Genomic DNA, 13,787 nt, shown 5'->3' on the forward strand with positions numbered 1-13,787 from the left:
ATGGCCAGAGAAACCCGTTTCGCGCTCCTGACCCTGGGGACGGCTGTCCTGGCCTTCGCCGTGGTGGTGCTCGGCGGCTACGTGCGTCTATCCAATGCCGGTCTGGGCTGTCCGGATTGGCCGGGATGCTACGGGCACCTCAAGGTGCCGGAATCCCTGGCCGGCACGAGCGGCTTCGAGCGCCCTCTGGAGACGGGCAAGGCCTGGAAGGAGATGGTCCACCGCTATTTCGCCGGGGCCCTTGGGCTGACAATCGCCGGTCTCGGCTTCATCGCATGGCGGCGGCGCCAGGAGGACGGCCAAGCGGTGGCACTTCCCCTGATGCTGGTGGCGCTGGTGATCTTTCAGGCCCTGCTCGGCATGTGGACGGTGACCTGGCTGCTCAAGCCACTGGTGGTGACCGCGCATCTCCTCGGCGGCATGGCGACCCTCGGGCTCCTGGTGTGGCTGGCCCTTCGCCAGGGCCACCTTCTGCGGCCCGTGGCCGAGCCCGGCCCCTGGCGCACCTGGGCCCTTTTGGCCCTCGGAGTGGCAGTGCTGCAGGTCCTTCTCGGCGGTTGGACGAGCGCCAACTATGCCGCACTGGCCTGTCCGGACTTTCCTACCTGCCAGGGCCAGTGGTGGCCGCGCACCGATTTCGGCCAGGCGTTCACCCTCTGGCACGGCCTGGGGATCAATTACGAGGGCGGGATCCTGGGAAATCCCGCCCGCATGACCATCCACCTCACCCATCGTCTGGGTGCGGTGCTCACCCTGCTGACAGTGGGCGGTCTGGTACTGGCCCTGCTCTACCGGGCCCGCTCAGCGCGGGTACGCAAGGTGGCGGGGGTCGCGGGGATGGCGTTGCTGGTCCAGGCCGGTCTGGGTATAGCCAATGTGGTTTTCGGGCTGCCCCTGTCGGTGGCGGTGGCCCATAACGCCGGGGCCGCGATCCTTCTTCTGTCCCTGGTGGCCCTGAATCATGTGCTGCGACCTAAGACCCGTCCAGTCCCCGAGCCGGCCGCTGCCCGCTCTTCCGTGACGGGACTGGAATCTGCCTAGGGAAGGGGAAAACATGCCGCAAGCGCTGACCAAGATGGTGACGGTTGGGGGGCAGTTTCGAGCCCATTGGCGGGATTATTACGAGCTCTGCAAGCCGAGGGTCGTGGCGCTCATCGTGTTCACGGCCATGGTGGGCATGTTCCTGGCCACACCCGGATTCGTACCCCTGGGGGCGTTCGCTTTCGGCTCCCTGGGCATCGCCCTTTGCGCGGCCTCCGGAGCGGCCATCAACCATGTGGTGGACGAGGAGGTGGATGCGCGGATGGCCCGTACTCGCGGCCGGCCGCTGCCCACGGGGCACTTGGACCGGCGTCTGGCCCTGGGCTTCGCTTTCGCCCTGGGTGGTGTCGGGATGGCCCTGCTGATCTGGATGGTCAATCCCCTGACCGCTTGGCTGACCTTCGCCTCGCTGGTGGGCTACGCCGTGGTCTATACGGTCTTTCTCAAGCGCGCTACCCCGCAGAACATCGTCATCGGCGGAGCGGCCGGGGCGGCTCCGCCGGTGCTCGGCTGGGCGGCGGTTACCGGAGAGGTGCATCCGCACGCGCTATTGCTGTTCCTCATCATCTTCGCCTGGACGCCGCCCCATTTCTGGGCCCTCGCCATCGCCCGGTACCGGGACTACGCGGAAGCGGAGATCCCCATGCTTCCGGTTACCCATGGGCTGGCCCTCACCCGCCTGCACCTGCTTCTGTACACGGTGCTCCTGGTTCTGGTTTCCGTGCTGCCTTTCGTAACCGGCATGAGCGGTTGGCTCTACCTGGTGGGCGCGCTTGGGCTGGGCGCCGGCTTCCTGGGGCAGGCGCTGGCCTTACTGATCACCGGGGATGACGCCCGGTACGCCATGCCCACCTTCGGCTATTCCATCCTCTACCTGATGGCCCTGTTCGCCTTCCTCTTCGCCGACCACTATCTGCCGATCCTGAGCCGCACGCTGGCGTAAAAACCAGCTACAACCGCAGCGGGCCCCCGCCAGACCCTGTGCAACGCAGGGTTTGACAGGCGGGGGTCTATGCCTATAATCCCACAAAGTTTTTGCGGGGAATCAAAGTATAAAGTATATTCTTATATGGCGGATCTATTGCTTTGGATAAGGAGTTCCGCGTAGGATAGCGTCCGCGACCAGAATGTGAGTATCCACTAACCGGATCCCGGGTGGGCTCCGCTTTTCGCCTTATCCAGCCCAAAAAGATCAAGCCGGAGGGGAGATCATGGCACAGGCGCAGGCAGCAACCGCCGGCCAGACAAGCGTTCAGGAAGAGTATAACTATCACGTTATACGCCAATTTACTGTAATGACGCTTGTCTGGGGCATCGTAGGTATGTTCGTTGGGGTGTTCATCGCTCTCGAGCTGGCCTACCCGGAGCTGATGTACGCATTGACGGGCAGCAGCGAATACCTGAACTTCAACCGCCTGCGCCCCGTGCATACCAGCGGAGTGATCTTCGCATTCGGCGGCTCCGCCCTGTTCGCCACCTCCTATTACGTGGTGCAGCGTACCTGCCAGGCGCGCCTGTTCAGCGACCGGTTGGCGAGCTTCACCTTCTGGGGCTGGCAAGCGATCATCGTCCTATCGGTGATCAGCTACGTAACCGGCTACACCCAGAGCCGCGAATACGCGGAGATGCCCTGGCCGGTGGACATCCTGATCGCGCTGGTGTGGGTCGCCTACTTCGCGGTCTTCATCGGCACCATCATGAAGCGCCGCCAGCCCCACATCTATGTGGCCAACTGGTTCTACATGGCCTTCATCGTGGCCACCGCCCTGCTGCACATCTTCAATAACCTGCAGGTGCCGGTAGCCTGGAACTCCATGGAGTCCTACTCCGTGTTCGCCGGAGTCCAGGACGCCATGACCCAGTGGTGGTACGGCCACAATGCCGTGGGCTTCTACCTCACCGCCGCCTTCCTCGGCATGATGTACTACTTCGTGCCCAAGCAGGCCGGCCGCCCGGTGTACTCCTACCGGCTCTCCATCATCCACTTCTGGGCGCTGATCTTCCTCTACATGTGGGCCGGTCCGCACCACCTCCACTGGACCTCCCTGCCGGATTGGGTCTCCACGCTGGGCGCCACCTTCTCCATCATGCTGCTCATGCCCTCCTGGGGCGGCATGATCAACGGCATCATGACCCTCTCCGGGGCCTGGGAGAAGCTGCGCACCGACCCCCTGATCAAGTTCATGGTGGTGGCGCTGTCCTTCTACGGCATGTCCACCTTCGAGGGGCCCATGATGGCGCTGCAGAACGTCAACGCCCTGTCCCACTACACGGACTGGACCATCGGCCACGTCCACTCCGGGGCGCTCGGCTGGGTGGGCATGATCACCTTCGGCTCCCTCTATCACCTGGTGCCGCGCCTGTGGAACACCGAGCTCTACAGCGTGCGCCTGGCCAACGTGCACTTCTGGCTGGCCACCCTCGGGGTGCTGTTCTACATCGTCGCCATGTGGATCAGCGGCATCCTGCAGGGCCTGATGTGGCGGGCCTTCGATGACTACGGCAACCTCGTCTACACCTTCGCGGAGTCGGTGGAGGCCATGCATCCCTTCTACGCCATGCGCGCCTTCGGCGGGATCCTCTACCTGGCCGGCATGATCTTGCTGACCTACAACTGCTACAAGACGATTGCCCAGGCCAAGGCCGCCCAGCCGGCCGCCGCCCGGGCCTAAGCGGCCTACCGGCGTGAAGGAGCTCGCTTAATGCGACACGAGAATATCGAAAAGAATATTGGCCTGATGACCATCCTGACGCTGATCGTGATCAGCGTCGGGGGGCTGGTGGAAATCGTCCCGCTCTTCTACATCGACGATACGGTGGAAAAAGTCGAGGACGTGCGCCCGTTCACGCCCTTGGAGCAGCGCGGGCGCGATATCTATGTCTCCGAGGGCTGCTATCTCTGCCACTCCCAGCAGGTGCGTCCGTTCCGGGATGAGCAGATCCGCTACGGCCACTACTCCCTGGCCGCCGAGAGCAAGTACTCCCATCCCTTCCAGTGGGGATCCAAGCGGACCGGGCCCGATCTGGCCCGGGTGGGGGGCAAGTACTCCAACGCCTGGCACGTCCAGCACCTGATCGCCCCGCGCTCCGTGGTGCCCGAGTCGGTGATGCCCAATTATCCCCATCTGATGGAGGATGAGCTGGAAACCGGCCAATTGCGGGACCGCATGCATGCGCTCAAGACAGTCGGCGTCCCCTATACCGAAGAGAAGGGGGATCTGTACCGGAAGAACGTCGAGCGCTGGGGGAAGCAAGTAGCCGAACGCCTGCACATTCCTAACGCCAAGCAGTCCCTCCTGGCCGAGGCCAAGCAGGGCAATTTCGATGGCGACCCGAGCAGGCTGACCGAGATGGATGCCCTGGTGGCCTACCTGCAGGTGCTCGGCACCATGGTGGACTTCGACGAGTACAGCGAGCCCAAACAGGGGCGGGCCCGGGGCTTCTAAGCCCTGCTCGGGTCCCGCCCGGCGGGATAGAGAAATGACCGAATTATTCGCCTGGTTCTCCGATGCCCTGACGGACATGCAGAAGGCCGGTCAGATCGCCACGGTGATCTTCTTCGCGGTCTTCACCGCGATCCTGGTCTACGTGTTCACCGGAAAGAAACGGAAGAAGCGTTTCGACAGTTACCGGTACATCCCCTTGGATGACGACGAGCAAAAGGGGTCGGGCAAAGACGAAACCGGCGAAGGTGAGCGCAAGGGGAGTGCCGAAGATGGCCAGCAATGAAAAGAATCAGGTCCAGACCACCGGTCATACCTGGGACGGGGACCTGGCGGAGTACAACAACCCCCTTCCCCAGTGGTGGGTCTGGGTGTTCTACGCGACGGTGGTCTTTGCCGTCGTCTACTGGATTCTCTATCCCGCCTGGCCCATGGGCGGGGGCTATACGCAGGGTGTGCTGGACTATTCCAAGCGGGCCCGGCTGAACGAGGCCATGTCCCAAGAGGCCTTGAAGGAAAAGTATCCGCAGCGTTTCGAGGCGCTGAACAAGATCTCCAAGATGAGCCCCGCGACCATTCTCGGGGATTCGGACCTCATGAACTTCGTGAACTCTTCCGGCAAGGTGCTGTTCGGCGATAACTGTGCCCCCTGCCACGGTTCCGGCGGCCAGGGAGTGATCGGCCATTACCCCAACCTGGCGGACAGCGCCTGGCTCTACGGCGGCACACCGGCCGACATTAAGCAGACCATCGTTCAGGGCCGGAACGGTTACATGCCCGCCCACGGTGATAAGCTCTCCAAGCAGGAGATCGAGGCGGTGGCCATGTACGAGGGCAGCCTCGCCGGGGAAGAATGGGCCGACGACCCGCAGAAGGTGGCGCAGGGCAAGGAGATCTTCCACGGCAGCCAGGCCGCCTGTTACGCCTGCCACGGCAAGGACGGCAAGGGAAAGGAAGCCTTGGGCGCCCCGAACCTAACCGACGCTATCTGGTTCTACGGTGGTGAAAAGAGTGCGGTCATCGAGACCCTCACCTACGGCCGGGACGGCAAGATGCCGAGCTGGGGGGACCGGCTTACGGAGAACCAGATAAAGATCCTCACCGCCTACGTGCATTCCTTGGGCGGGGGTGAGTGAGGCAGTTGAGCGCCTATCGAAATCCGCAATAACGCGTGCAGGCCGGGCACACGCCCGGCCTGTTTCGCGTGTGCGCGCGGAATCCGCGTAAACGGTGGTTGTCAAAGCGGTTGATTCCTTCTGTCTATTAGGCTTTCCTAATACGGTAAAACACCGTCCCGCCAGCTTCCCGTGAGAGGAATGTTCATGGCCGAGCAAACCGAAGGACTCTACGCGGCGCACGAGAAGGTGTATCCGCAAGCGGTCCGAGGGTTCTTCCGCCGCATGAAGACCACGATCCTGTTGGTGGCCTATGCGGTGTATTTCCTCCTTCCCTATGTGCGCTGGGAAAACCGGCAGGCCGTTCTTTTCGATATCCCAGGGCGCCAGTTCTTCCTCTTCGGGCTCCGGGTCGCCCCGGAAGACATCATCTGGCTTTCGGGCCTGCTGTTCATCGCCGCGGTGGCCCTCTTTTTCGTGACCAGCCTAGCGGGACGGGTATTCTGCGGCTACTTCTGCTTCCAGACGCTCTGGTCCGACGTATTCCTATGGATCGAGGAAAAGGTGGAAGGCGGCCGGAGCCGCCGCCTACGGCTGGATAAGCAGCCATTGAGCGCGGACAAGGCGCTGAAGAAGGGAATCAAGCACAGCCTTTGGCTCGCGGTCGCGCTCCTGACCGGTATCACGTTTACCCTGTACTTCGCCGACGCCTACCAGCTCTGGTACCAGTACCTGACCTTTCAGGCGCCTCTTCCGGCCCTGTTCACCGCCGGGCTGTTGACGGCGACGACCTATACCATGGCGGGTCTGGCGCGCGAGCAGGTGTGTACTTACATGTGCCCCTATGCGCGCTTCCAGGGAGCCATGTTCGATCGGGACACCCTGATCGTGGCCTACGACCCTTCACGGGGCGAGCGCTCCCAGGGCCGCCAACCACCCAAGCGGGGGGAGCGCTACGAGGAGCGAGTGGCCGCCGGAAAGGGCGACTGCATCGATTGCGGATACTGCGTGAAGGTATGCCCTACGGGCATCGATATCCGGGAAGGCCAGCAGTACCAGTGCATTACCTGCGGGCTGTGCATCGATGCCTGCGACACCATCATGGAGAGCCAGGGCTTCCCCAAGGGCCTGATTCGCTACACCTCGGAGAACGAGCTGGAAGGAGGCAAGACGCACCTGTTACGCCCGAAGATACTGGGGTATGCGGTGATCCTGCTGGCGGCCATCGGGGTTCTTGCCTACAGCATCGCCAACCAGTCCATGATGGATCTCAACGTGGCCAAGGTGCGCAACCCCACCTATATCCTGGAGCCCGACGGTCGCATAAAGAATGTCTACGAGCTGCGGGTCAACAACAAGGCCCAGGAGGTCCGCCGCTACCGGGTATCCATGCAGGGCCTGCCGGCGGCCGAGTACGAGATCCAGGGCGGATTCCGCGAGTTTTCCGTCGACCCCGGCGAGAACCAGACCGTGCGTGCTTACGTGTGGGTGGACCCCGATGACCTGAAGGGCCCGCGCTCCCACTTCTCCTTCCGGGCCGAGCGCATTGACGTGCCGTCCGGGAAGGAAACGGAAGCCAGCGAGGCGACCGCCATGTTCTACACCCCGGAGCAATACCTGTAGGAGCGGTCAGGATGCGCATGGAGCAGGCGGCCCCGGAGCACGATGCGGAAGCCCGGAAGACCAAGCGGACGATCAGGCTGTGGATCCTGGCGGGGGCCGTATTCGCCACCACCGTGCTGGGCTACAGCGCTACCATGGTCTACTTGGCGCAGCGGGATTATCCGGGTTCCGTAGTAAACGATTACTTCGAGAATTACAAGCAGTTCAACGAATACGCGGATAAGCTGGAAAATCAGGAGGAGCTGGGCTGGCGGGTAGCCACCAGCATCGACAGCCTCCCCATGGTGGGCAACCAGCTGGACATCGAGGTGTGGGCCGAGGATGACCAGGGCGAGCCCATCGTGGACGGCGAGGTCCTCGTGCACTTCGTCCGCAATGTGAATTCGCGGGGAGACCGAAAGGTCCGGCTGGGGGCGCTCGGGGATGGGCGCTATTTCGGTCGGGTGACGCTGCCCAAGCCGGGCAACTGGACGATCCTGACCACCATCCGGGACGATGGGAAAGCCTATAAGGCCCGCCGGTTCCTGTGGGTGGAGGAGTCCCTGGAGTGAGCGAGGCCCCCGCGGGCTGCTACCACTGCGGCCTGCCGGTCCCCGGCAATGACCCGTGGCGGGGCACGGTGGGGGGCGCGGAGGTGTCCTTCTGCTGCGCCGGCTGCCGGGCGGTGGCGGAGGCCATCGACCGGGCCGGGCTGACGGCCTACTACCAGCAGCGAACGGCCTACCCCGAGCGCCCGGAGGAAGCGGTGCCGGAGGTGCTCCGCGATGCCGGTCTCTATGACCGGGAAGAGGTGCAGGAAAGCTTCGTGCGCCAGGAGGCGGGGATCCGCGAGGCCTCCCTGATCCTCGAGGGTATAACCTGCGCGGCGTGCGTCTGGCTCAACGAGCGCCAGCTCCAGGCCACCCAAGGGGTGGTGGACGCCCAGGTCAACTACACTACCCACCGGGCCCGGGTGCGCTGGGACCCCGATCGCATCAGCCTTTCCCAGATCCTGCAGCGGATCGCGGCCATCGGCTACACCGCCCATCCCTATGACCCCGAACGCCAGGAGGCCGCCCTGGCACGGGAGCGCCGCGATCTCCTGAAGCGCATCGGCGTGGCGGCCATGGCCACGGTCCAGTTGATGATGATCGCGGTGGGTCTCTACGCCGCGGACTTCTACCCCATCGACGAGCGGTTCCTGGCCTTTTTCCGCTGGATCTCCCTCGCCCTCGCCGTCCCCGTCCTCACCTATTCCGGCCGTTCCTTCTTCGCCGGAGCCTGGTCCAGCCTGCGCCGCGGTCAGGGCAGCATGGACATTCCGGTGGCCCTGGCTCTGGGGCTTACCTTCTCCGCATCGGCGTGGGCCACCATCATCGGCCGAGGGGATGTCTATTTCGAGACCATGGCCATGTTCGTACTGTTTCTCCTCACCAGCCGGTTCCTGGAGATGAACGCGCGCAAGCGCGCGGCGGAGGCCAACGAGGAGCTTTCCCGGCTCGTGCCGACCATGGCCCGCCGTCTGGGGGCGGATGGTCGGACGGAGTGGGTCCCGGTGGGAGCGCTGCGCAGCGGCGACACCGTGCGGGTAATTCCCGGCGAGACCATCCCCGTGGACGGAACCGTGACCGAGGGGCATTCAGATATCAACGAGGCGGCCCTGACCGGTGAGCAGACTCCGGTGCACCGGGGTCCGGGAGAGCCAGTGCTCGGCGGGACCACCAATGGCGAGGGCCCCTTGCTGCTCGCGGTGGAGCGAGTGGGCGAGGAGACCTTCGTCTCGGGGATACTGCGGCTTCTGGAGGACGCCCAGGCCGGTCGGCCCCGCATCGCCCGCAAAGCGGAGGTGGCGGCACGCTGGTTCGTCTGGGGCCTGCTGGTGACGGCCATCCTGGTGGGCGTGGCGTGGTGGCTCCACGATCCGGACCGGGCCTTCTGGGTAGTGGTATCGCTGCTCATCGTCACCTGCCCCTGCGCCCTGGCCTTGGCCACGCCCACCGCCGTGGTGGTGGCCACCGGAGAGCTGTCGAAGCGCGGGGTCCTGTCGGCCCGGGGAGAGGCCCTGGAAACCCTGTCCGGGGTCACCCGCGTAGTATTCGACAAGACGGGCACCCTCACCCGGGGTCGCCTACGATTGCGTGCCTGGTCGGGGGAATCGGGGGCCCTGGATCGGGCGGCCGCCCTTGAGCAGGCCTCCGAGCACCCGGTGGCCGCCGCCCTGGTGGAGGCCGGGGACGGTCCGGAGGTGGCGGGGGTGGAGGGAATCGAGAATTTTCCCGGGCGCGGGGTGCATGGACGCGTGCACGGGTGCCGGTGCTGGGTGGGCTCCTACGGCTGGGTGGCCGAAATGGCCGGCGCCCCACCGGAAGGGCTGGTCCGATCCGCCGAGGAGATGGCCACACGCGGCGACACCGTAGTGGGCCTGGCCGGGGAAGCAGGCTGGGAAGGGGTTTTCGCCGTCACCGACGAGGTGCGGCCCGTGGCCGGGGAAACCGTTCGGGCCCTCGCGGAGCGCGGCTGGACCGTCTCCCTGGTAACCGGCGACAGCGAGGCCGCCGCCCAGGCCCTTGCGGACGGGGTCGGCATCGAGGAAGTGTACGCTGCGCAACGGCCCGAGGATAAGCTGGCGCTGGTACGCGCCTGGCAGGAGCAGGGGGAAGTGGTGGCGGTGGTCGGGGACGGATTGAACGACGGGCCGGTTCTCGCCGGCGCGGACGTTTCCCTGGCCATGGGTGCGGGTGTTCAGGCCGCCCGCGCCTCGGCGGATTTTATCCTCCTTTCCAACCGCCTGGAGCGCATACCGGAGATCGCCGATATCGGTGAGGCCGTACTGGAAAACATCCGGCAGAACCTCTCCCTCTCCTTTGGATACAACGTCTTGGCGGTTCCGCTGGCCGCGCTGGGATGGGTTGCGCCCTGGATGGCGGCTATCCTGATGCCGGCCTCCAGCCTCCTGGTGGTGGGTAATGCGCTCCGCCTGCGATCCCTGGGCCGCGGCCGGCCTCGCCCGAACGCCGGCTCTCCGCAGATGATGGCCCAGGAAACGGAATCCTAGGAGGAAGCCATGGAAACCCTGTTTTCTCTGCTGCCCATCGTCCTGGGCCTGGTGGTTTTGGCGGTGGCGGCGCTTCTGTGGGCGATCAGGAGCGGGCAGTTCGACGACCTGGAAGGCCCCGCCTACCGGATCCTCCACGACGACGACGATCCCCGTATTCCCTTCAACCGCGAGCAGCGGGAGGCCGGCGAGGGGGAACAGGAAAACCGGGCCGACGACGGGGATGAAAAGGGCCAATCCGGAACTTGAAAAAGCAATTAATTAAATATAGATTAATATTTCCTTCAATTTATCCTTGAAAATTTCGTAGGATCTTCGGGAGAGTTGAGCCATGGATCATACCCGCATCACCCTTGGCGTGGTGGCCGTGCTCGTGAGCATCGCCTACACCAGCTTCTTCTCCGTCGTATTTAGCGGTTAAGCGCGACAGACGCGCTCGCTGCTACTCCTCCTTTGCGAGAAAAAGGCCTGCCCCCCTCGGGGCAGGCCTTTTTTTTTCGGATATCGCGAAGGGGGCACCGCTAGGCGGTTCCGAACCGTTCGTAATATTCCTTCACCCGCTCCACCTCGGCCTTGGAGCCGATGACCACCGGGACCCGCTGGTGCAGGGACTCGGGCTGGATATCCAGCATCCGCCGGACACCGTCGGTGCAGGCGCCGCCTGCCTGTTCGGCGAGGAAGCCCATGGGGTTGGCCTCGTAGAGCAGGCGCAGCTTGCCGGGCTGTTCGGGCTTCTTCAGGTCGCGCGGATAGAGGAAGACGCCGCCCCGCATGAGGATCCGGTGAAAGTCGGCCACCATGGAGCCCACCCAGCGCATGTTGAAGTTCTTCCCGCAGGGACCGTCCTTGCCCTCCTCGCAGTCCTGTACATACTGCTGAATGGCCGGTTCCCAGAAACGCCGGTTGCTGGCGTTGATGGCGTACTCGGTGGTCTCCTGCGGGATCTTCAGGTCCTGGTTGGCCAGGATGAACTCGCCCACGTGGGGGTCCAGGGTGAAGGCGTGCACCCCCTGGCCCGTGGAGTAGATGAACTGGGTGGAGCCCCCGTAGACGGTATAGCCGGCGGCCACCTGTTCGGCTCCCGCCTGCAGAAAATCCTCCACCGTGGCGTCCACGCCGGGACGGGGAGCCTTCAGGATGGAAAAGATGGTGCCGACGCTGATGTTGACGTCGATGTTGCTGGAGCCGTCCAGGGGATCGAAGACCAGCAGGTACTTGCCCTTGGGGTATCCGGTGGGGATGGCGTAGGGGGCCTCCATCTCCTCGGAGGCGAGCCCAGCGACATGGCCCATGGCCTCCATGGACTGGAGGATGAGGTCGTTGGCCAGCACATCCAGCTTCTTCTGATCCTCGCCCTGTACGTTGGTGGCCCCGGCCTGCCCCAGCACATCCTCGATCCCGGCGCGATTCACCGCGCTGGAAATGGTGCGGATGGCGGTGGTCAGATCGCTCATCAGGCGGGTGAAATCCCCGGAGGCGTCGTGGTACTTGCGTTCTTCCTCCAGCAGGAAGTGCGTCAGCGTAGTGCCGATGTCCATAAAAAAGTCCTCAAACGTGATATTGCTTCAAGATCAATATTCGGAAACCGGGTATCCCTACAGGGTAAACCAACCGACAACGGCGTCCACGGGCTCCTGGGGACTGGAAAGCCGCTCTGCGCTGCGGAGGCCGATGTGGACGCCGGAGGGGTCGGATTCGAAGACCGGCAGCGAGAGGGAACCCAGGACCTGGACCTCCACCAGCCCGCTTGCAGGCTGGTTTTCCCAATGCAGGGTGTGCCCTTCCCGCGGGATCCGCAGGTTCTCCCGGTGCAGGGAATCCCGGAGCAGGCGGAGAATGGCCTCCCCGGCGGTCCAGACCGGGGCCAGCAGGTCCAGCCACCGCTCCAGCCGGGCGGCGCCGTCCGGAGAGGCGGCCCACGCTTCGGGACCCAGGCGGATCACCGGGCTGCCGTTGCGATAGGAAAGGTAGGCGGACATCCAGGGATCCTCGGTGAGTGCCTGGTAGTATGCGGGCCAGTCCTGTTCAAGCCGGTCCGCCAGCTGGTCCAGCCCCACCCGGAGGCGGCCTACCTTGCCGGAGTCGGCGCCTGGCCGTCCGGCGAGGTCCTGCAGATAACCGGTCCAGCGTCGGACTTCCCGGATCAGGCTGGCTTCCAGCCGCTCCGGCGCGAGCTCCGGGAGATGGCCCGCCAGGCGTTCGGCGCCCAGATGCCGGAAAACGGCAATCTCCCGATCCCGGGCCTCCTCCAGCGTCTGCACCACGGCCTCGAGCTCCAGCAGACCGGCCATGGTCCCGGTCAGGGGAAATTCGTAGACGCGCTGTCCGGTGTGGGCCGAAGCCATTGCTCTACCTCCCAGATGGCATCATTGACGGCGGCTCCCGGAGGTTCCCCGGTGATCAGAACGACCGAGCCCCGATCCGCGAGCAGCGGACGGCACTCCGTCCAGAGTCTGGCGGCCTCGGCCGCGCCCATACCGGCAAAAGGCGTATCCAGCAGAGCCAGCACAGGCTCTGCGGCAAGCACGCCGGCGAGGGCGGCCCTACGCCGCTGCCCGGGGGTCAGGAGCTCCGGGGGTCGGTCCCGGAAAGGCAGGCATCCAGCTGCCTCCAGGGCTCGCTCGACGCCTTCGGGAGAACGGGCGTTCAGGGCCACGTCCGCATCCGTACGCGACGCAAGAAGCTGGTAATCGGGGTTCTGGAAAGCCATGGCGACGCGGGGCGGCTCCGGGGCCGCCCCATCCAGAAGCACCCGGCCTCGTTCCGGCAGTATCAAGCCGGCGGCCAGATAGAGCAGAAGGCTCTTGCCGTTTCCGGTGGCCCCCTGGAGCCAGCCCACCTGGCCCGCTGGCAGGTGGAGATCCACCCCCTGCAGAGGGCCCTGCGCGACGCCCTCCAAAAGCAGGCCGCTCAAGGGGCTCCGTCCGCCCCCGCGAGACGGCGATAACGCTCCATGAGCTCTTCCACCTGGCGCAACGTCTCCGCCCAGTCTCCGTCGTTGTCGATACGGTCGTCCGCGTGGCGCAGCCGCCGCTCGCGCGACCATTGAGCCGCCATGATGGCGCGAACCTGCCCGGCATCCCGGTCGCCTCGCGCGACGGCCCGGCGCACCTGGGTCTCCGGATCCGCGTCCACCACCAGTACCCGGTCCACCAGGTTCTCGGCCCCCGATTCCAGCAGCAGCGCGGCGTCGTAGAGGACCACGGCCTTCGGGAAGCGGTCGCCGATGGCCGCGGCGCGGCGCCGGGCCAGCTCGTTGATGCGCGGATGGAGAATGCCGTCCAGGGTGGCACGGGCATCGGAATCATCGAAAATGCGCTCCGCGAGACGGGCCCGGTCCAGGTCCCCGGATTCGGTGAGGATGTCGCCGCCCAGCTCCGCAGCCACCTCGTCCAGGACCTCGGAGCCGGGTGCCAGAACCTCCCGGGCCAGCTGGTCGGCATCGAGAATGTGCGCGCCGCGCCCCGCAAAGGCCCGGCTAATGGAGCTCTTCCCGGAGCCGATCCCGCCGGTCAGTCCCACCAGCAGCAT

Annotated in this window: 14 protein-coding genes; 10 read left to right on the forward strand and 4 right to left on the reverse strand. The window is 65.0% G+C overall.

Annotation, left to right across the window (positions count from 1 at the left end; translation table 11 throughout):
• The 10 genes from ACERLL_RS00660 to ccoS all read left to right on the forward strand — a co-directional run bounded on the left by ACERLL_RS00660 (nt 1) and on the right by ccoS (nt 10,505).
• Entirely contained in the window at nt 1-1,041 is a 1,041-nt protein-coding gene (locus tag ACERLL_RS00660) for a COX15/CtaA family protein (protein ID WP_373654127.1), read from the forward strand.
• A 25-nt stretch (nt 1,042-1,066) separates the two neighbouring features.
• Nucleotides 1,067-1,984 (forward strand): heme o synthase, encoded by a 918-nt coding sequence (cyoE, locus tag ACERLL_RS00665; RefSeq protein ID WP_373654406.1) that lies wholly within the window; start codon nt 1,067-1,069, stop codon nt 1,982-1,984.
• 268 nt (nt 1,985-2,252) lie between these two features.
• The gene (gene ccoN, locus ACERLL_RS00670; protein WP_373654128.1) at nt 2,253-3,713 is read left to right on the forward strand and encodes a cytochrome-c oxidase, cbb3-type subunit I; all 1,461 of its coding nucleotides are present in this window, start codon (nt 2,253-2,255) and stop codon (nt 3,711-3,713) included.
• Nucleotides 3,714-3,743: 30 nt separating this feature from the next.
• Nucleotides 3,744-4,487, forward strand: a complete 744-nt coding sequence (ccoO, locus tag ACERLL_RS00675; RefSeq protein WP_373654129.1) for a cytochrome-c oxidase, cbb3-type subunit II — start codon at nt 3,744-3,746, stop codon at nt 4,485-4,487.
• 34 nt (nt 4,488-4,521) lie between these two features.
• Nucleotides 4,522-4,770, forward strand: coding sequence for a cbb3-type cytochrome oxidase subunit 3 (locus ACERLL_RS00680; RefSeq protein ID WP_373654130.1), 249 nt, complete (start codon nt 4,522-4,524; stop codon nt 4,768-4,770).
• Nucleotides 4,757-5,620, forward strand: coding sequence for a cytochrome-c oxidase, cbb3-type subunit III (gene ccoP / locus ACERLL_RS00685; protein WP_373654131.1), 864 nt, complete (start codon nt 4,757-4,759; stop codon nt 5,618-5,620). Before ACERLL_RS00680 ends, ccoP begins: the two co-directional genes overlap by 14 nt.
• A 186-nt stretch (nt 5,621-5,806) precedes the next feature.
• Nucleotides 5,807-7,222 (forward strand): cytochrome c oxidase accessory protein CcoG, encoded by a 1,416-nt coding sequence (ccoG, locus tag ACERLL_RS00690; RefSeq protein ID WP_373654132.1) that lies wholly within the window; start codon nt 5,807-5,809, stop codon nt 7,220-7,222.
• A gap of 11 nt (nt 7,223-7,233) precedes the next feature.
• Nucleotides 7,234-7,773, forward strand: coding sequence for a FixH family protein (locus ACERLL_RS00695; RefSeq protein WP_373654133.1), 540 nt, complete (start codon nt 7,234-7,236; stop codon nt 7,771-7,773).
• Entirely contained in the window at nt 7,770-10,256 is a 2,487-nt protein-coding gene (locus tag ACERLL_RS00700) for a heavy metal translocating P-type ATPase (RefSeq protein ID WP_373654134.1), read from the forward strand. Before ACERLL_RS00695 ends, ACERLL_RS00700 begins: the two co-directional genes overlap by 4 nt.
• 9 nt (nt 10,257-10,265) lie before the next feature.
• Entirely contained in the window at nt 10,266-10,505 is a 240-nt protein-coding gene (ccoS, locus tag ACERLL_RS00705) for a cbb3-type cytochrome oxidase assembly protein CcoS (RefSeq protein ID WP_373654135.1), read from the forward strand.
• Nucleotides 10,506-10,777: 272 nt separating this feature from the next.
• Here ccoS and ACERLL_RS00710 read toward each other — a convergent pair whose 3' ends face one another.
• Genes ACERLL_RS00710 through coaE form a run of 4 tightly spaced genes read right to left on the reverse strand, consistent with a single transcriptional unit; the run spans nt 10,778 to nt 13,787 of the window.
• On the reverse strand, nt 10,778-11,794 hold the full coding sequence (locus ACERLL_RS00710) for a class 1 fructose-bisphosphatase (RefSeq protein WP_373654136.1): 1,017 nt from the start codon (nt 11,792-11,794) through the stop codon (nt 10,778-10,780).
• A gap of 57 nt (nt 11,795-11,851) precedes the next feature.
• The gene (locus ACERLL_RS00715) at nt 11,852-12,601 is read right to left on the reverse strand and encodes a hypothetical protein (RefSeq protein ID WP_373654137.1); all 750 of its coding nucleotides are present in this window, start codon (nt 12,599-12,601) and stop codon (nt 11,852-11,854) included.
• Nucleotides 12,556-13,170 carry an ATP-binding cassette domain-containing protein gene (locus ACERLL_RS00720; protein WP_373654138.1) on the reverse strand — a complete coding sequence of 205 codons (615 nt, stop codon included), beginning with the start codon at nt 13,168-13,170 and terminating at the stop codon, nt 12,556-12,558. Before ACERLL_RS00720 ends, ACERLL_RS00715 begins: the two co-directional genes overlap by 46 nt.
• Nucleotides 13,167-13,787 carry a dephospho-CoA kinase gene (gene coaE, locus ACERLL_RS00725; protein WP_373654139.1) on the reverse strand — a complete coding sequence of 207 codons (621 nt, stop codon included), beginning with the start codon at nt 13,785-13,787 and terminating at the stop codon, nt 13,167-13,169. The genes ACERLL_RS00720 and coaE overlap by 4 nt, the downstream gene beginning before the upstream one ends.

This window comes from Thiohalorhabdus sp. Cl-TMA, assembly GCF_041821045.1.
Taxonomy (GTDB): Bacteria; Pseudomonadota; Gammaproteobacteria; order Thiohalorhabdales; family Thiohalorhabdaceae; genus Thiohalorhabdus; species Thiohalorhabdus methylotropha.

Coding starts and splice junctions, on each gene's coding strand:
- ccoN (WP_373654128.1), top strand. CDS start 2,253: ATGGCACAGGCGCAGGCAGCAACCGCCGGCCAGACAAGCGTTCAGGAA.
- ACERLL_RS00660 (WP_373654127.1), top strand. CDS start 1: ATGGCCAGAGAAACCCGTTTCGCGCTCCTGACCCTGGGGACGGCTGTC.
- ccoS (WP_373654135.1), top strand. CDS start 10,266: ATGGAAACCCTGTTTTCTCTGCTGCCCATCGTCCTGGGCCTGGTGGTT.
- ccoO (WP_373654129.1), top strand. CDS start 3,744: ATGCGACACGAGAATATCGAAAAGAATATTGGCCTGATGACCATCCTG.
- ACERLL_RS00680 (WP_373654130.1), top strand. CDS start 4,522: ATGACCGAATTATTCGCCTGGTTCTCCGATGCCCTGACGGACATGCAG.
- ACERLL_RS00710 (WP_373654136.1), bottom strand. CDS start 11,794: ATGGACATCGGCACTACGCTGACGCACTTCCTGCTGGAGGAAGAACGC.
- ccoG (WP_373654132.1), top strand. CDS start 5,807: ATGGCCGAGCAAACCGAAGGACTCTACGCGGCGCACGAGAAGGTGTAT.
- ACERLL_RS00695 (WP_373654133.1), top strand. CDS start 7,234: ATGCGCATGGAGCAGGCGGCCCCGGAGCACGATGCGGAAGCCCGGAAG.
- ccoP (WP_373654131.1), top strand. CDS start 4,757: ATGGCCAGCAATGAAAAGAATCAGGTCCAGACCACCGGTCATACCTGG.
- coaE (WP_373654139.1), bottom strand. CDS start 13,787: ATGCTGCTGGTGGGACTGACCGGCGGGATCGGCTCCGGGAAGAGCTCC.
- ACERLL_RS00715 (WP_373654137.1), bottom strand. CDS start 12,601: ATGGCTTCGGCCCACACCGGACAGCGCGTCTACGAATTTCCCCTGACC.